Source organism: Actinopolymorpha singaporensis, from assembly GCF_900104745.1.
Lineage (GTDB): Bacteria > Actinomycetota > Actinomycetes > Propionibacteriales > Actinopolymorphaceae > Actinopolymorpha > Actinopolymorpha singaporensis.
In genome coordinates this window covers 3,664,256-3,680,653 of record NZ_LT629732.1, presented here as the reverse complement: position 1 = coordinate 3,680,653, position 16,398 = coordinate 3,664,256, and the positions used below count along the sequence as shown (strand labels likewise).

The window sequence follows — 16,398 nt, the reverse complement described above, 5'->3', positions numbered from 1 at the left end:
GCAGGGTCTGGACGACCTGACGAGATGAGTGCATGCGTCGACTCTTCAGCGTGCCGCGCCTGCTTGCCTCCCCGAGAAGAGGGAGTCTGTCATCCCTTGGAGGGACTCCTACTACGGGCTGGCCGTGGTGGGAAAGTGACCTGCGCTATTTGCCGCTGAAGACGGGGAATGCGCTGTGGTCGCCGTAGTCCTGGAACCGCAGGCTGCGCAGGATGTCCATGTCCTCGTCCGAGATGACGAAGTCGACCTTGGCGTTGTCGCGCATGTGGTCAGGGTTGGCCGTCTTCGGCAGCGACACGGTGCCGAGTTGAATGGTGTAGCGGATGCACAGCTGTGGGACGGTCACCGAGTAGCGCTTCGCGATGGCGGCGACCTCTGCGTTCTTGAGGATCTCGCCATGGGCGATCGGTGAGTAGGCCTGGACGAGGATGCTCTTGCTTTCGCAGTAGGCGATGAGCTCGGCCGGGGTGTTCCCCACGTGCACGAGCAGCTGGTTCACGTGAGGCGCCACCGTGCAGGTCCCGAGGATGTTCTCCAGGTCTCGCTGCTCGAAGTTGGAGACGCCGATGGATCGCAGCTTTCCTGTCTTGTAGGCGTCCTCGAGCGCGCGCCACGCCTCGCGGTTGCCCTCGGCGTAGTCCCCACCGCGGAAGTCGTCCCAGGGCTGCGGGCTGTGGATCAGCATCAGATCGATGTAGTCGAGTCCGAGCGTGGCGAGCGACCCGTCGATCGCGGCGGCGGCGTCGTCGTAGTTCTTGACCTCGGCCGCCAGCTTCGTAGACAAGAACAGCTCACCGCGCGGGATACCGCTGGTACGGACGCCCTCCCCCACCCCGCGCTCGTTGCCGTAGGCCTGGGCGGTGTCGATGTTGCGGTACCCGGCCGCCACGGCCTCTCTGACAGCCTGTGCTGCCTTGTCGTCGTCGATGAACCACGTCCCCAGCCCCAGCTTCGGGATGGTCACCGCGTTGGACAGCGTGTACGTCTCGCTCAAGATCATGGATCTGTTCTTCCTTCGGTTATGAGCTCTGCGGGATTGCGTAGCGCTACCGAGCACGCCTGGGTGGCGTTGTTCAGGCGCCGTACTCGGCGTCGGTTACGTGGTCGAGCCAGGTCACGACTTCGCCGGACTCGTCGGCTTCCTGGATGGCGACGTGGGCCATGAACCGGTCGGGGGTGGCGCCGTGCCAGTGCTCCTCGCTCGGCTCGATGTAGACGACATCGCCGGGACGGATCTCCTCGACCTCGGAGGCGCCGTCGGCGCCGCGGCGGGCGACGTAGCCGATGCCGTCGGTGACGTAGAGCGTCTGGCCCTTGGGGTGGTGGTGCCAGGCGGTGCGGGCACCGGGCGTGAACCTGACGTGCGCGCAGCCGACAGCCGACTGGTCGTCGGGGCTGCGGATGCTGTCGATGTAGACGGTGCCGGTGAACCAGTCGGCGGGGCCGGTGGCGGTTTGGCCGCCGCTCCGGGTGAACTTCATGGTGCCTCCTGTTGCGTGTCGGTATGGGTCGGCGACGGCAAGCGGCCGTTGTGGAAGGCCATCCCCTCTGCCGGGCAGCCGGCAGGAAGCGACCCTGTGCGCGCAGGTGTGGTCATGCCGGGTTCAGCCGAACGGTGGTGGCGGTCGCGGCCAGGCTGGTCATCTGGGTGACGGGGCTGCCGCCGTAGCGGCCGTACTTACCTTGGTAGCCGCTATCGATCTGTTCATGCACCGATGCTTCAGCCGGCTCCGCGAGGATGACGTCGCGTTCGAGGCCCCCAGCTCGGATGCGGGCCGTGCCGCTGGCGGTGGCGTGCCGGAACCAGGCGCCGTCAATACCGCCGTAGGAGCGGACGTAGAGGTCGTCGCCGACGCGGACGACCCAGATCGGCACCCAGGGGCGGAGGGAGCCGTCCCCGCGGCGGGTGGTGATATCGAGCTCGTCGGATGCGCCGATGTGGTCGAGCTGTTCGTCGGGCCAGTCGCTCATGCGGCTGCTCCTTCCCTTGACATGCCGGCCTGTGCGGCGGTCAGTGCGGCCGGCGGGGTGTCTTTGTCGGTGTGGTGGCGGACAGGTCGCAGGACGGTCGCGGCAGCGGCGGTGAGCAGCGCAACAACTGCGGCGGTCAGGAGGCTGGCGCGTAGCCCGGACATGAACGCTCCTTGAGCCAGGAGTGCGCCGAAGACGGCGACCGCGAGGGCACCGCCGACCTGGCGGCTGGTGTTGAAACCCCTGACGCCACACCGCCCCGGGGGGCGGGACGCTGTCGAGCAGGATGGCCGTGGCCGGGGGCATGACCAGCGGGCCGCTCACTCCGACCAGGACCATCAGTGCCGCGAGGGCTGGTAAGGGCGTCGTGGTCGACGTCAACGCGATCACGGCGAGCCCCAGCGCCATGGAGACAAGGCCCGCGACGATCACTGTCTTGGCGCCGAGTCGCTGCACGACCCGTGGAGTGAACGGGTCGACCGGCGAGAAAGTCCCGAATGTCCGCATGGCGATCGGCTGGGCTGCCGGTGTCCTGTCCCATGACGCCGACGCTAACCCGGCGGTGGGTTTCGAGGGAGGTTGGACTTCTATCCCCATAGCCCAACCAACGCTACGTTCGGGCTGCACCCGCTCAGTCGGTCAACGGCGCACCCGAAAGCGCAGGTGAAGCACCCGGTTGCCCTGAATCACCACGTCAGGATCCTCCAAGAGGTGCTGCGCGTCGACCGACCCGAAGTAGCGCTTGCCGGACCCGAACACGACGGGTACGACGTCCATGCGCACCTCGTCGACCAGGCCCGCGGCAAGCACCTGGCCACCGACGTCGCCAGCGGCGACCTCGACCATGCGGTCACCCGCAAGCTCCTGCGCCTTGGCCACGGCTGCCTCGACGCCGTCGACGAAGTGAAACGGCGCCTCGGGGTCCCAGCCCTCGGGTTCCGGCCGGTGCGTCACGACGACCACGTGGTCGATCCCGCCCGGAGGCTTCCCGTCCCAGCCGTCCGTGATGTCGAAGACGTGGCGGCCGACGATTGTCGCCCCGATCTGGTCCCAGTACGGCCGGGTGTAGTCGTAGGACGTCTGCGACACCTTCAGCACGCCGCTCTCGTCCAACGGCACGTCACCGCTGGACAACCAGTCGAACAGCGGTCCGGGCTGGTCGTTCTCGTCCGCGACGAAGCCGTCGACCGACACCGAGCTGTACATGACCACCTGGCCCACGGGGCGCTCCTCTGCTTGGGGGATGCCCCAAATTAGCGTGTCCTGAGCCGTCGCTCTTGTAGGAAATCAATCGGCCGGCAGCGGCCAGCTGTCCATTACGTGGCCGGGATGTTCGCGCAGGAACCGCCGCCGGATTTCGATGTACCGGGTCGGCGTGAGCCCGGTGAACGCCCGGAACTCGTGGCCGAAATGAGCCTGGTCGAAGTAGCCCGCCCTGCCGGCGAGGTCGCCCCAGTCGATCGGTCCGGCGGGGTTGATCGCGAACACGGTGGCGGCGAACCGGTGGGTGCGGGCCAGCCGCTTCGGGGTGACGCCGATGAGTTCCTTGAACCGCTGTGCCAGATGAGTGCTGCTGACGCCGGCTGCCACACCCAGGTCGCCGATCGCCACCGCCCCGCCGGTCGCCGCGATGACGCCGCTCGCTTGGCGGACCAGCCCCAAGCCGGGGGTCTGGCACAGCCGCCGCATCAACTCCTCCTCGAGCAGCGTCAGCATCTCGTGGGGTCCGTCCGCCGCGGCCAGCTGGTCTCGCAGCTCAGCAATGGCGGGCCGGCCCCAAACCTGCTCCACCGTCACCGGCCGGTCACACCGCTCGGCCGCGGGCATCGGCAGGAACGGCGCCAGCCCCCACGGCTTGAAGTGCACGCCGACGGACCGGGTCCGGAGTGGGTAGCCGAACTCCAACGCGCGGGTGGGCGTGGTGACCACGCAGCCGTCGGCGTACTCGGCCGTCTCGATGTCGGTGCCGGCGCGGATGAGAAACGGTGCCCCAAGGTTGACGATGAGCAACGCCGCCGGCATCGGCGGCAGCGTCAGCCGGGCGTAGGGCGACGCACCCTCCAGGTAGTAAAGGTCGTCGATCAGCCCGTCCAGCGGCGGTCGCGGCACTCTGGACACGTACTCCACGCCCACAGCATCGCCGACGCCCGGCCGGCATCGCGCGCCGGGATGGTCCAGCCGCGCTGCCGCCAGCATCGAGCCGGCGTCGATCCCGGACGAGGGTCACGACCCGTTCTGCTTCTGGTTGGCCTCGATCAGCTTCTGCGCCCGATCCAGAGCATCATCGACAGTAGACCTGTTGTATGCCACCTGCTCCCAAGCTCGCGCCATCTGCTCCGAGAAGTAGGGTGCTGCTGCGTCTTTGGGGTAGATCGCACGGCCGAGCTCGGCGCCCTTGGTCACGAGCTTCATCGCGTCTGCCATCGGGTTGCCCTCGTAGCCGTTCTTGTTGCGGATCTGCGCCTGTGTCTCGATGAGCTTGTCGCCCCAGGCTTGTGCCTGCTCCGGCCGGACGTAGCCGTTCGTTGTCGGACCAAGCAGATCGCCGTGCTCCCACACGGTGTACTTCACGAAGTCGAAGGCAAGCTGCGGGTTGTCAGCTCCACGGGGGATCGCAAGCACCCATGCCACCGGGGCCAGAGCCGCCCACTCACTGGCCTTTCCGTGCGGAGTCGGTGGCGCCGCCAGCTTCCACACGACGTCGTAGCAGGTATCCATCTGCGCACCCGACCAGTAGGCGTCGAGGCTGAACAGAACCTTCCCGGTGGGAATGTAGGCTTTCGGCGAGCAGTTCCATACCGTCTGATCGCCGCTGATGAACTTCGTGTACTTCTGGATTCCGCCGTAGAAGTCGACCAGGCGCTTGTTGAATCGGAAGTAGTCCTTCACGCACGGGTCGTCAGCGTGAAACTTGTTTGTCGCCTGGTCGTAGGTAACCTGCCGACCGCAGTACAGATTGACCCAGGTCAGCCCCGTGTCCACAGGAAGGCCGATGCGTTGGACGTTCCCCTTCGCGTCGAACTTGGTTACCTTCTTCGTCGCTGTCCACAGCTCGTCCCAGGTCCTGGGCATGTGGTTCGGGTCCACACCAGCCGCCTGAACGACCTTCGGGACGTAAAGAATCGTACCGGTGGTTGGGTTGCTCGCGCCCGGAAGACCATACCAATGGCCGTCGTAGCGCACATAGTCCGCGAGCGGCTTGAGGAAATAGTCGGGCTTGATACCTGCAGCTTCGTAGTACTTGTCGAGGTTTTCGACGGCACCGCGCTTGACGAGTTGCGGAAGTTGCCCGTGGACGCCGATCAGGTCGGGCGGGTTGCCCGCGTTGACCGCGAGCAGAGTCTTGGTGACCTCAGCATTGTCGTCGGCGACCTTGACCTCCTTTATCTTCAGCTTCGGGAACTTCTTCTGCCAGAGAGGGTGGTAAATGCGATACCACGAGGAGATAGTGCTTTTCTCCTTGAGGGAGGCCGGTGTCAGCCCGGCGAAGATACTCGCGTTGGTCATCGCTGTCAGGTCATTGCTCTCACTCTTTGCCTGCTGTGACGGAGCACAGTTGGCAAGCAAGGAGAGGAGTGCGAGAAGCCCGGCGAGGAGAAGGATGTGCAACCGGCGCATGGGACGGACCTTCTTTCTGCTCAGCCCCTGAGGCCGGACAACTTGATTCCGGCGAGGAGCATGCGCTGCGCAAAGAAGAACAGGACCACCAAGGGAGTCGTCACCAGAGCGGTGAAGGCGACAATCGCACCGATGTCCGGCGCTCCCCTAAGTTGAACGAACTGAAAGACCGCCAGCGACAGCGTGTACCTTCCCGAGTCGGTCAGGTAGATCAGCGGCCCGAAGAAGTCGTTGTACGTGTTGATGAACACGAAGATCGCACCTACGGTGAGCGCCGGCTTCAGCAGTGGCAGCATGATGCGCAGGTAGATCGTGAACTCGTTGGCGCCGTCGATCTTTGCCGCCTCCGTCAGCTCCGACGGAATTCCCAGCATGAACTGGCGGAGGAGGAAGATGGTGAACGGGTCGCCGAAAAGGTAGGGCCAGGTCAGGGGCCTGAAGGTTCCGAGCCATCCGAGCCACTTGAACAGGACGTACTGCGGAATGAGCGTGGCCCACGTCGGGAGGATCATCGTCGCGATGAGTATGCCGAAGAGCACATTCCTTCCGGTGAACCTGATGCGGGAGAACCCGTACGCGACCAGCGACGAAGAGACCAGGGTGGCTACGACGCTGAAGCCACTGATGTAGAGGGTGTTGAGCGTGTAATCGCCCAGGTTGACATCGGTGTAGCCGGCGAGGGATCGGAAGTTGGCCAGGGTCCAAGCGGGCGGCCACCATACGGGGGGTGTCTGCAGGAGCGTGCTGCTTGGCTTGAAGATGCCGGTGGCGAGCCAGTAGACAGGGAACAGGAACGGCACGGCGGCGGCCACCAGAAGTGCGTACGTTCCGGCCCGGATGAGCGCTCCGGGCCGCCTCCCCGGGGCCGGCGCCGGCGGGAGTGGTTGCTGAGGAACGGTCGCCAGAGTGCTCGCGTCGTCAGGCCTGGTGATCATAGTAGAAAACCCACCGCCTTCCGGTTCGGAACAGAACCGCCGCGAGGATGATCACGACCAGGGTGAGAAGCAGGCTCATGGCCGCCCCGTAGCCGAGGCGGAAATTCTGGAAGATCTGGGTGTAGAGGTACAGCGAGTAGAAGAGGGTGGAGTCTGCCGGCCCACCCGGGGCGTGGGCGCCGCCGAGGCTGGAGGGCGCGGCCGAGACTACGAGGGCCTGGGTGAAGTAGCTGAAGGCCCAGATGGTGCCGAGCACGAGGTTGAAGAAGATCGCGGGCGTCAGTAGGGGAAGAGTGATGTAGCAGAACTTCCGGAAGGCGCTGGCGCCGTCGATCGATGCAGCCTCGTAAAGCTCGGCTGGAATGTCCTGAAGGCCGGCCAGGAAGATGATCATCGAGGGTCCCACCTGCCAGAGTTGCAGGAGGAGAAGTGTCGGTTTGGCCCAGCCCGGATCCGAGAACCAGCCCGGGCTCCCCAAGCCGAGCCCGCCCAAGATGCTGTTGACGGCGCCACCGGCCGGGTTGAACAGCCAGAGAAACAGAACCGATCCTCCGACGAAGGGAACCATCGCCGGAAGGTAGAAGACGGTCCGGAAGATTCCGAGTCCTCGGACTCGACGGTTGAGCAGCAGAGCCAGGAGCACGCCCACGACGATTGACGTCGGCACGCTGGTGAGGACCCACCACAGGGTGTTCGTCACCGACGGCCAGAACTGTGGGTCGGCTCTGAAGAGCGTGCTGAAGTTCTGTGTACCAATCCAGTGTGGCGGAAAGTTCAGTCCGTCGAAGTCGGTGAAGGCGTAGTACGCCGTCATGAAGAAGGGGTATGCCTGTAACACGACCAGGCCGACGAGCCACGGAGAGATGAAGAGCAACCCGTTCCGCAGGTTCCGTCGGGCGGTGGCATGGCGTCGTGGGCGCCGACTGAGACGACGGCTGGTCCGGTTGTCAGTTCCCATGCCGCTCCTTGGACCCATGGCCACTCCTTGGCGCATCGCCCAAACTCTGATTACCGGAGATGACTTTTAACCGGTGAAAGTGGGCCTCAAGGTAGTCCCGGTACGCAGCGCTGGCAAGAGCCAGGGCGACGCCTCTTGCGAGGGGCTGCTGCCACCCCGCGCCGAGGCTCCATGCGACGACTGCGTACAGCGACGTCCCGGGGTCAGCAAGAGCCCGCCGCAGCAAGATGCAGGGGTTCCGCCGGAGGCGACATCGCCGCCGGCTCGCCATTCAGGGTCGCCGAAACGGGTCCCCGATCTTGACGACTCCCATAGGCGAGAGTTTGATGCAACCACTCAGCAAGACAGCTCTCCACTGAGTGGAAAGGAGACGGCGATGACTGCCAACGCCGACATCGCGGTCATCGGAGGCGGCGTCATCGGTCTGTCGGCCGCCTACGAGCTCGCCCAGGCGACCTCGGCGCGGATCGTCGTCTTCGACAAGTCGGTACCCGCGTCCGGCACCACGGGAGGGTCTGCGGGTGTCCTGTGTCTGTGCGACTTCCACGACATCTACGCGGCCTACACACTCCTGGGCGACGCGCGGGTCCGGGAGCTCAGACGTCGCTACGACATCGGCTTCCATCCCTGGGGATCCTTGGCGGTCTATTACGAGGGCAACACTTTTCCTCCTCTGCAGGATCCCTTCGCGACCAGGTTCGGCCCAGACAGGCCCGACAGCCTGTACCACCGCGAGGTCCTCGACCGGGACGAGTTGCTTCGCCGCTTCCCTTGGATCAAACCGGACCGGGTGCTCGGCGGTGCCGTCTATCCGAATCACGGCTTTGTCAATCCCTACCGCCTCGTCAATCTCTACGAGCGACTTGCTGTCGACACGGGCCGGGTCGAGGTCCTACATGGCACACCGGTACTCCAGTTGCGAACGGACGGAGATCGGATAGCTACGGTGGTGACCCGCCGCGGTGCATGGAATGTGGGAGAAGTTCTCAACGCCGGCGGGCCTTGGGGCGCGAAGGTGGCGGCTCTGGCTGGGCGGAAGCTCGCGTTGACGCCCCAACGTATCCAGGTCTGCGTGGCAACCGCCTTCGATGACGGCATAGAGAGCGGACCGCTGACCGGAGTACCCGAGCAGGTCAGAGGTGAAGGAGTGTGGTGCCGCGGAGAAGAGGGTGGAACGTTCCTGTTCGGCCAGCACCACCACATGACCAAGCCCGGCTTCACCGTCGACCCTGACAACGCCAACAGGGTGAACGACGACGATTACCCCGCGGATGTCGCCGACGTCTACCGCCGCTACTGGCATCTGCCGAAGAGCGAGTTCCTGAACGGCTGGTGTTGTGTGTACGGGACCACAGAGGACGGCTTTCCCATCGTCTCCCGCGACGGAGTGGTCCGGAACCTTTGGCACGCCGTGGGCATGAACGGCCACGGCATCACCTGCCACGCGGGTGTGGCCCGCACCATCCGTGCACTCATGGTCGAGGGGCGAGGCGACATCGACCTCTCGGACGTACTCGGACGCCCCGAACGAATCGACATCACTCCACTCGACGCCGGGAGGTTCGAGCGTGGAGAGCTCATCGCGTTCCACGACAGACCCGAAGTCCCGGACCTTGAACGGGCAGTTCCCGCAGCATCACCGGAGGACTGAGATGCCAACGCTGACACCAGAGCAGTGCGAACGATTCCGCGAGGATGGCTTCCTCGTCTATGGGCCTCTTCTTTCCCCGGAGGAGGTCACGACTGTGGGCGATCGGATCGACGCCCTGGCGTCGGCCGAAGGCGATGCGGCCAAGGTCTCCGTCCGAATGGAAACGGCGGCGGCGACCCTGGAGGGTGTGTCCCGTCGCGACAAGGTCTGGCAGTTGATGATGGCGGCGCAGGCCGACGACGTTATCGCGTCGATCGCGCAGCACCCGCAGATCCTGGACGTGACACGGCAACTGATGCAGACCGAGGACGTTCACTACCTACAGGACCAGGTGCTGATGAAGCCTGCCTTCCATGGGTCGCACGTCTCGTGGCACCAGGACAGCGGCTACTGGACCAACGTCGAACCATGGATCGACCCACCCGCGATCGTCACCTGCTGGGTGGCGATAGACAACGTCACAGAGGACAACGGCTGCGTGCGGATGGTGCCTGGGTCCCACAAGGGTGGCGTCCTACCCCACGAGCCTGGAGGTGACCACCTGCTGCACGTACTGGGCGTCGACCTCACCTCTGCCGTTCCAGTGGTCCTGCCCCCTGGAGGCGTGAGTTTCCACCACAGCTGCACCGTCCACGGCAGCGCGCCCAACACCACCCCGCATCGTCGGCGAGGCCTCGCACTCACGTACGTCCGGGGTGACGCGAAGGTCACCGACCGGTAGACCACCTAGCTCCGAAGGCACCCACCGCCGCTGGTGTTCCGTGCTCATCCGTAGCCTGGGCCCGAAATTCCTTTCGCTGAGTAGAAGCAGAGGAGGCATCAGTGGCAAAAGTTGCGGACTCTCGCGAGGATCGCGGGCTTCAGGGTGTCGACCGGGTCGTCCGACTGATCGAGGTCCTGGCTGCTGGGCCGGCGCCGCTGTCCCGGGTCGCGTCGGAGGCGGGTCTGAGTGATGCGACCACGTTCCGCTATCTCGGGAGCCTCGTTTCTCACGGGCTCCTCGAGCGTGACCCGGTGAGTCGTCAGTACCGCATCGGGCTTCGGATGTTCATGCTCGGGCGCGCCGCGATCGGGACGCGCGACTTCATGGGCGCCGCCACAGCAGTCATGGCCCGGCTGGTCCAGGAACTGGACGAGACGGTGAATCTCGGCGCGAAGGCCGGCGACGACCTGGTCATCGTCCACGCTCTGGAGAGCTCACAGCAGATCCGGAAGGGCGCCAGTATCGGAGACACGGACAACTGGCACGCTTCGGGACTCGGCAAGGCCATTCTCAGTACCCTGGCGGCGGCCGACGCCGAGAGGATCCTGCTCGAACACGAGTTGGCAGAACTCACTCACCGCACCCTGATCGGGCTCGACGACCTCCACCGCGAACTCGCGAAAATCCGCGAACGCGGCTATGCGGTCGATGACGAGGAATCGGTCGAAGGACTTCGTTGCGTGGCCGTACCCATACGTGATGCGAGCGGAACAGCGCGCTATGCGATCAGTGTCAGCGCACCCAGCTACCGTCTCCCCCACCACCGGGTTCATGAGACCGGCCTGGCCCTCCAAGCTCAGGCTCAGCTCCTGGAAGCCCTTCTCGACTACCAGCCAGCACGACACGAGACGAGGTGAGCCGTGACATCTGAAGAGTCCGACGCTCCTCCTGAGCCCGGATCCGTCGCGCCCGCAGACGAACCTCCGTACCGCCAGTTGCGTATGCTCTGGCCGGCCGGCCTCCGACCAGCCGGCGCACTGATGCACGCGCCCCGTGGGTACCAACTGCGAGGTGGCGGCGATGACGACGCCGAGGCTTTCCTGCGCCTGATGACACGGGTCGGGCTGGGTACATGGGACGACGAGAAGGTCCTGCACTGGACCACGACAGTGGTTCCAGGCGGATGGACCGTGGTCGTCCACGAGGCAAGCGACCAACTCGTGGCCACTTGCATGGGGCATCATCGGCCGGTCGAAGACCTGTACCCAGAGGGCTACGAAGTGGGCTGGATCGCTGCGAGCCCAGACCACGCCGGGCATGGTCTGGGCCGGATCATCACCGCGGTCGCGACAGCCCGACTCCTGGAGGCCGGCGCAAGGTGCATCTACCTCCAAACCGATGACTTCCGACTCCCTGCACTGAAGTCCTATCTCGAGGTCGGCTTCGTTCCGCACCTTTGGGCCGAAGGCATGCTGGAGCGTTGGCGAACCATCTGCACCCAACTCAAGGTCCCGTTCACACCGAAGGAATGGCTCGGCTGTCAAGGCGTCGGCCACTGATCTCTCGGCCGCCTCACGTTCCACGGTGCATCAACACAGGCTGACAGCCACCAGTAGTCGGGCCCGGACGACCCTCACGTCTTCTTGGCCAGGAGGGAGTCACATTGGTGGGGATGGATGAAGGCTCCAACTGACCGTCTCCGGAACGGGCTCGCGATCTCCTTGACCCCCCTTGCTCGATCATGCATGAATGGGCGCACCCAATGAATGGAGATCCCCTCCACTCAGCGAAGGTCTCTGGCGTGGGGATAGCCCTCGTAGGCGACGGATCGACTCCTCCCGTCGCTGCTCGGGGACGCAATGGCTGAGCCGGAGACCTTGTGGGTCCTCCCAGCAGACGGCACTTGAGACGTTCTCCTACTTCGGACCCCGGCCCGCGAAGGAAATGGACGATGAGCGGAGACTCACTTCGGATTGGCATTGCCGGAGCCGCACGAGGCGCCGGTTTCGTTGCCGGGGTTCGGGCGGCGGAATCGACCGGGACGGCTCGGCTGGAAGCCGTCTACGACCCGGATCCCTCCGCGGTGGAACGCTTCTCCCGAGAACACGACGTACCGGCCGCCTGCACGAGTTTCGAGGAGCTGCTCGAACGCGTCGACGCCGTGGTGCTCTCCTCACCGCAACACCACCACGCGCCCCAGGCCATCGCCGCGCTCGAAGCCGGCGTACACGTGCTGTCGGAGGTACCCGCCGCCGTGAGCCTGCCGCAGAGTGAGGCGCTCGTCGGTGCCGTCCGCGGGAGCACCGCCACCTACGCCATGGCGGAGAACTACTGCTACATCCGCGCCAACCTCATCGTCCGGTCGATGGCCAGGGCCGGCGTCTTCGGCGACCTCTACTACGGCGAGGGCGAATACCTCCACGACGTCCGCGACCTGCAGCGCACGCCAAGCGGGCAACGCAGTTGGCGGTCGTACTGGCAGGCAGGCCGCAACGGATTCACCTACCCCACCCACAGCCTCGGCCCGCTGTTGCAGTGGTTCGACGACCGCATCGTCTCCGTCAGCTGTGTGGGCACGGGAAACCACACCGCACCCGAGCACGAGATCGACGACACCGTGCTCCTACTCGCCCGCACCCGCCGCGGCGCCCTACTGCGCGCACGGCTCGACATGCTCTCCAACCGGCCACACCTGATGGACTACTACTCCCTCCAGGGAACAACCGGCGCCTACGAGGCCGCACGGGCGACAGATCAGGCCCCGCGGGTGTACGTGCGGGGGCGCAGCGCCCAGGGCGCGTGGGAACCGCTGGAGACCTACGCCACCGACTTCCTACCCGCCCGCTACACACAACCACCAACCAGCGCAGGGCACTGGGGTTCGGACGCCTGGCCGATCCTCGACTTCATCGAAACCGTACGCGAGGGACTGCCGCCAGAGGATTCGATACCCGTCGACGTCTACGCCGCCCTGAACATGACCCTCCCCGGAATCGTGTCCGAGACCTCCATCCACCAGGGCGGCACCTGGACTGCCGTACCCGACCCGACGAAATTCACCGCCGGCATCGGCACCGAACCCGGCACGGAAAGTCCGCTGGCATGAGACCCGGGGAATGGAACTGGGTGCGGCAACGAAGAGAAGGGATCCAGGATGGCAAGCTCCTGTTCGGGTCGAGGGGTGTCCGAGTCGACCGCCGCACGGGCGCGTTCGGTCATGCCGGGCGGTGTGAACAGCGGTCAGCGTTCCATCCCGGGCCTCGAAGACCTCGTGATCACCCGCGCCAGAGGTTCCCGGTTCCAGGACGATACCGGGAAGGAGTACATCGACTTCCACGCTGCGTTCGGGCCTCCGATCCTCGGGCACAACGATCCTGACGTGGCGGCCGCGGTCGCCCACGCCGCCCGGACTGTCGACCTGTGCGGCGTCGGTGTGACCGACGCAGAGGTGCAACTGGCAGAAGTCCTCGTCGACCTGGTGCCGAGCATCGAAAAGGCCCTCCTGACGAGTACCGGAAGCGAGGCTACTTTCCATGCCCTTCGGGTGGCACGAGCCGCGACCGGGCGCCGTCTGGTGGTGAAGTTCCAAGGCTGCTACCACGGATGGCACGACTCGGTAAGCCTCAACGTCATCTCCGCTCCCGGGCGTGTGGGGCGCCACGACCCGATCTCTGCCGGGATTCTCCCCGAGGTGCTCGAAGCCACACTGGTGCTGCCCTTCAACGACGAGGATGCGGTGCGTAGGACGTTCGAGGCCCACGGAAGAGACATCGCGGCCGTCATCGTCGAGCCCGTTCCGCACAACGTGGGATGTCTGCTGCCTACGCCTTCCTTCCTGCAGACCCTCCGCGAAGCAACCCAGAAGCACGGCAGTGTGTTGGTCTTCGACGAAGTGATCACAGGGTTCCGGCATGACCTGGGAGGCTGGCAACGGATTTCAGGGGTCACTCCCGACCTGACGACCCTGGGCAAGGCGATCGCGAACGGCTATCCGATCGGCGCCATCGGCGGGCGAGCGGACCTCATGGACATGTTCAGCTCGCGCCCGGGCGGACCGGCGTTCTTCGCGGGTACCTACAACGGGGCGCCGGCCGTGGTTGCGGCGGCGGTCGCCACGCTGACGAAGCTACGCAACGAGCCGGTTCACGAGCACATCTTCGGACTCGGCGGGCGCATCCGAACTGCGCTGCGCGACCTGTACGCCGAGATCGGAGTACCAGCCGTTGTCACTGGGTACGGCTCCATCTTCGTGACGTACTTCATGTCCGGCGGAGTGCCGCGAAGCTACGAAGACCTACTGGCAAACCGTGGGGATCTGTTCGTCGGGTACCGCCGTCGACTGGTGAAGCGTGGCGTCTTCGAACTCCCTCTCGAACTCAAGCGCAGCCATGTGTCGTACGCCCACACCGACGACGACGTCGATCGGCTCCTCGAGGCAACCCGCGAAGCTGTGCTCGAGACGCTGCAGTTCGACGGGGTCGAGGAGGCCGGCGTCGCGAGGACCATGGGTGGGGTGACCCGATGATGCTGACAGTCGACAGGAGCCGGCCGACAACTCACGCGGGACGAATCAGCCGGGTCGAGACCCTGACGCTCGGCACGGCCTGGCGGGACTTCTCCTTCGTACGCCTGCACACCGACGAGGGGCTCACCGGTGTCGGTGAGATCACCCATCCTTACCGCGGCAAGCAGGCGTGCGACCTGGTTGTTGCGATGGGTGAACGACACCTCCTCGGAGCCGATCCCTTCGACGTCGAGGAGATATGGCTGCGGATGTATCAGGGTGACTTCCTGCGAGGCGGTGACATCGGCGGGATCGTACTCAGCGGAGTCGACCAGGCCGTCCACGACATCATGGGGAAGGCTCTGGGGGTTCCCGTGTACCGCCTTACCGGCGGAGCGTGCCGTGACAGCGTTCCGGTCTATGCCAACGGCTGGTACACCGGTGAACGCTCACCCGAGTCGTTCGCCAAGCGCGCTCGGGAGACCGTCGGGCGGGGCTTCTCGGCACTGAAGTTCGATCCCTTCGGCACCGGACTTGAGGCGCTGTCTCGCGAAGAGCGGACCCTCTCCCTGGACATCGTGGCCGCGGTTCGCGAAGCGGTGGGCCCGGATGTCGACCTGTTCGTCGAAGGGCATGCCCGGTTTGCCATGCCCACCGCCTCGCGCCTCGTGCGCGACCTCGAGCCGTACGACATCGGGTGGTTCGAGGAACCCCTGCCGTGGACGCACATCGAACGGTACGCAGAGCTCCGCCTGCGCGCAGCCATGCCGATCGCCGGCGGCGAACACTTCCACAATCGCTACGAGTACCGACACCTGTTCGCAAGCGACGCCGTCGACATCATCCAGCCTGACCTGTGCATGGCAGGCGGCTACACGGAGATCCGCAAGATCGCAGCTCTTGCGGAGATGCACGGCATGTTGGTCGCACCGCACAACTCGAACTCGCCGTTCTGTACGACGGCGACCGTCCATGCTGCCCTCGGTATGCCACAACTTCTCGTACTGGAGACGTTCGACAGTCTGCTGGAGGACTACGTCGCCCACGCTCTGCGAGGCGCCCTGCCGATCAGCAGCGGTCGCATCCAGCTGCCGGCCAAGCCTGGCATCGGTATCGAGCTCGACGACGACGTCTTCGCAGAACACCCTCCACGGTCCGGCTTCTGGAACATGTTCGCCCCAGGTTGGGAGAGGCGAGATCGCTCATGATCGTCGACGTGCACTGCCACGCGTTCGGGTGTGCCGAGCACATCGGCGAGCCGTTCCGCTCCGAGTCTGCCCGCGCCCACGGCGGTGAAGTGGACCTTACGACACACCGTGAGCACTACCGCAACACCAGCCCGGCCGACACCCGCACGATCGTCATCGGCGGCAAGGCACGGCGCAGTGGGCTCTGGGTGGACGACACCTCCATCCGCGATCTCGTCGCCCGGGAACCGGACCGGCTCATCGGCTACCTCTCGGTCGACCCGACCCAGCCCGGCTGGCAGGACGAGATGCGCTACGGCCACCAGGAGCTCGGCCTGCGAGGCATCAAACTGATGCCAATGTATGCCGGCTTCGATCCTGCCGACCCGGCGTACGATCCACTCTTCGCCTACGCCGAGGAACACGGCCTGCCCCTGCTCGTCCACACGGGGACAACCTTCGTCTCGACCGCGGTGCTTCACTGGGCCCGGCCAGTCCACCTCGACGAGGTCGCGATCCGGCACCCCGAGCTACCCATGGTGCTCGCGCATATGGGCCACCCGTACGAGGGTGAGTGCCTCGCCGTGATCCGCAAGCACCAGAACGTCTACGCCGACGTGTCCGCCCTGCACTACAGGCCGTTCCAGCTGTGGCACAGCCTCCGGCTCGCCCAGGACTATGGAGTCACCCACAAGCTTCTCTTCGGAAGCGACTACCCCTTCACCACCGTGAACGACTCCATCGACGGTCTCCGTGCGGTTGCCAGGGTCCCCGGCATTCCCGGCCTTCCCCCGCTCGACCCGGACAAGATTGAGCGGATCATCGACCAGCCCGCTCTGAAGCTCCTCAGGCTGGAGTGACCCTGTAACGG

General features: G+C 65.4%; 17 protein-coding genes and 1 pseudogene. 8 read left to right on the top strand and 10 right to left on the bottom strand.

What is annotated here, in order from left to right:
- Positions 1 to 145: 145 nt before the first annotated feature.
- The 10 genes and pseudogenes from BLU27_RS16700 to BLU27_RS16665 all read right to left on the bottom strand — a co-directional run bounded on the left by BLU27_RS16700 (position 146) and on the right by BLU27_RS16665 (position 7,338).
- Positions 146 to 1,000, bottom strand: a complete 855-nt coding sequence (locus tag BLU27_RS16700) for an aldo/keto reductase (RefSeq protein ID WP_092654617.1) — start codon at positions 998 to 1,000, stop codon at positions 146 to 148.
- A gap of 73 nt (positions 1,001 to 1,073) precedes the next feature.
- Entirely contained in the window at positions 1,074 to 1,481 is a 408-nt protein-coding gene (locus BLU27_RS16695; protein ID WP_092654616.1) for a (R)-mandelonitrile lyase, read from the bottom strand.
- 112 nt (positions 1,482 to 1,593) lie between these two features.
- On the bottom strand, positions 1,594 to 1,971 hold the full coding sequence (locus tag BLU27_RS16690) for a DUF2255 family protein (protein WP_092654615.1): 378 nt from the start codon (positions 1,969 to 1,971) through the stop codon (positions 1,594 to 1,596).
- Positions 1,968 to 2,135, bottom strand: a complete 168-nt coding sequence (locus BLU27_RS29130; protein ID WP_157728591.1) for a hypothetical protein — start codon at positions 2,133 to 2,135, stop codon at positions 1,968 to 1,970. The genes BLU27_RS16690 and BLU27_RS29130 overlap by 4 nt, the downstream gene beginning before the upstream one ends.
- Positions 2,136 to 2,247: 112 nt before the next feature.
- Positions 2,248 to 2,478 (bottom strand): annotated as a pseudogene (locus tag BLU27_RS31275) (hypothetical protein); the annotation flags it as partial.
- Between the two features lie 132 nt (positions 2,479 to 2,610).
- Positions 2,611 to 3,192 carry a dihydrofolate reductase family protein gene (locus BLU27_RS16685; RefSeq protein ID WP_092654614.1) on the bottom strand — a complete coding sequence of 194 codons (582 nt, stop codon included), beginning with the start codon at positions 3,190 to 3,192 and terminating at the stop codon, positions 2,611 to 2,613.
- A 66-nt stretch (positions 3,193 to 3,258) separates the two neighbouring features.
- Positions 3,259 to 4,098 carry a helix-turn-helix domain-containing protein gene (locus tag BLU27_RS16680; protein ID WP_241827473.1) on the bottom strand — a complete coding sequence of 280 codons (840 nt, stop codon included), beginning with the start codon at positions 4,096 to 4,098 and terminating at the stop codon, positions 3,259 to 3,261.
- A 96-nt stretch (positions 4,099 to 4,194) separates the two neighbouring features.
- Positions 4,195 to 5,589: an ABC transporter substrate-binding protein gene (locus BLU27_RS16675; RefSeq protein ID WP_092654613.1), complete on the bottom strand. Its 1,395-nt coding sequence runs from the start codon at positions 5,587 to 5,589 to the stop codon at positions 4,195 to 4,197.
- A gap of 20 nt (positions 5,590 to 5,609) precedes the next feature.
- On the bottom strand, positions 5,610 to 6,401 hold the full coding sequence (locus BLU27_RS16670) for a carbohydrate ABC transporter permease (RefSeq protein ID WP_157728590.1): 792 nt from the start codon (positions 6,399 to 6,401) through the stop codon (positions 5,610 to 5,612).
- A 106-nt stretch (positions 6,402 to 6,507) separates the two neighbouring features.
- Entirely contained in the window at positions 6,508 to 7,338 is an 831-nt protein-coding gene (locus BLU27_RS16665; protein WP_157728589.1) for a carbohydrate ABC transporter permease, read from the bottom strand.
- Positions 7,339 to 7,858: 520 nt separating this feature from the next.
- On the opposite strand from BLU27_RS16665, the gene BLU27_RS16660 reads away from it, so the two are divergent.
- From BLU27_RS16660 to BLU27_RS16625, 8 genes are all read left to right on the top strand, one after another.
- Positions 7,859 to 9,133, top strand: a complete 1,275-nt coding sequence (locus BLU27_RS16660; protein ID WP_092654610.1) for an NAD(P)/FAD-dependent oxidoreductase — start codon at positions 7,859 to 7,861, stop codon at positions 9,131 to 9,133.
- A 1-nt stretch (position 9,134) separates the two neighbouring features.
- Positions 9,135 to 9,854: a phytanoyl-CoA dioxygenase family protein gene (locus tag BLU27_RS16655; RefSeq protein WP_092654609.1), complete on the top strand. Its 720-nt coding sequence runs from the start codon at positions 9,135 to 9,137 to the stop codon at positions 9,852 to 9,854.
- A 101-nt stretch (positions 9,855 to 9,955) separates the two neighbouring features.
- Complete coding sequence (locus BLU27_RS16650; RefSeq protein WP_092654608.1) at positions 9,956 to 10,753, top strand: IclR family transcriptional regulator; 798 nt, start codon at positions 9,956 to 9,958, stop codon at positions 10,751 to 10,753.
- A gap of 3 nt (positions 10,754 to 10,756) precedes the next feature.
- Positions 10,757 to 11,395 carry a GNAT family N-acetyltransferase gene (locus BLU27_RS16645; protein WP_157728588.1) on the top strand — a complete coding sequence of 213 codons (639 nt, stop codon included), beginning with the start codon at positions 10,757 to 10,759 and terminating at the stop codon, positions 11,393 to 11,395.
- A gap of 392 nt (positions 11,396 to 11,787) precedes the next feature.
- The gene (locus BLU27_RS16640) at positions 11,788 to 12,942 is read left to right on the top strand and encodes a Gfo/Idh/MocA family protein (RefSeq protein ID WP_092654606.1); all 1,155 of its coding nucleotides are present in this window, start codon (positions 11,788 to 11,790) and stop codon (positions 12,940 to 12,942) included.
- A 111-nt stretch (positions 12,943 to 13,053) separates the two neighbouring features.
- Positions 13,054 to 14,361 (top strand): aspartate aminotransferase family protein, encoded by a 1,308-nt coding sequence (locus BLU27_RS16635; protein WP_241827471.1) that lies wholly within the window; start codon positions 13,054 to 13,056, stop codon positions 14,359 to 14,361.
- Complete coding sequence (locus tag BLU27_RS16630) at positions 14,358 to 15,548, top strand: mandelate racemase/muconate lactonizing enzyme family protein (protein ID WP_241827470.1); 1,191 nt, start codon at positions 14,358 to 14,360, stop codon at positions 15,546 to 15,548. Before BLU27_RS16635 ends, BLU27_RS16630 begins: the two co-directional genes overlap by 4 nt.
- Positions 15,545 to 16,387 (top strand): amidohydrolase family protein, encoded by an 843-nt coding sequence (locus BLU27_RS16625; RefSeq protein WP_092654604.1) that lies wholly within the window; start codon positions 15,545 to 15,547, stop codon positions 16,385 to 16,387. The genes BLU27_RS16630 and BLU27_RS16625 overlap by 4 nt, the downstream gene beginning before the upstream one ends.
- The last annotated feature ends 11 nt before the right edge of the window (positions 16,388 to 16,398 follow it).

Bases quoted from the DNA above. Each gene is read 5' to 3' on its own strand.
- BLU27_RS16630 (WP_241827470.1), top strand. From the start codon at position 14,358: ATGATGCTGACAGTCGACAGGAGCCGGCCGACAACTCACGCGGGACGA.
- BLU27_RS16655 (WP_092654609.1), top strand. From the start codon at position 9,135: ATGCCAACGCTGACACCAGAGCAGTGCGAACGATTCCGCGAGGATGGC.
- BLU27_RS16700 (WP_092654617.1), bottom strand. From the start codon at position 1,000: ATGATCTTGAGCGAGACGTACACGCTGTCCAACGCGGTGACCATCCCG.
- BLU27_RS16675 (WP_092654613.1), bottom strand. From the start codon at position 5,589: ATGCGCCGGTTGCACATCCTTCTCCTCGCCGGGCTTCTCGCACTCCTC.
- BLU27_RS16640 (WP_092654606.1), top strand. From the start codon at position 11,788: ATGAGCGGAGACTCACTTCGGATTGGCATTGCCGGAGCCGCACGAGGC.
- BLU27_RS16695 (WP_092654616.1), bottom strand. From the start codon at position 1,481: ATGAAGTTCACCCGGAGCGGCGGCCAAACCGCCACCGGCCCCGCCGAC.
- BLU27_RS16635 (WP_241827471.1), top strand. From the start codon at position 13,054: ATGCCGGGCGGTGTGAACAGCGGTCAGCGTTCCATCCCGGGCCTCGAA.
- BLU27_RS16625 (WP_092654604.1), top strand. From the start codon at position 15,545: ATGATCGTCGACGTGCACTGCCACGCGTTCGGGTGTGCCGAGCACATC.
- BLU27_RS29130 (WP_157728591.1), bottom strand. From the start codon at position 2,135: ATGTCCGGGCTACGCGCCAGCCTCCTGACCGCCGCAGTTGTTGCGCTG.
- BLU27_RS16665 (WP_157728589.1), bottom strand. From the start codon at position 7,338: ATGACGGCGTACTACGCCTTCACCGACTTCGACGGACTGAACTTTCCG.
- BLU27_RS16660 (WP_092654610.1), top strand. From the start codon at position 7,859: ATGACTGCCAACGCCGACATCGCGGTCATCGGAGGCGGCGTCATCGGT.
- BLU27_RS16690 (WP_092654615.1), bottom strand. From the start codon at position 1,971: ATGAGCGACTGGCCCGACGAACAGCTCGACCACATCGGCGCATCCGAC.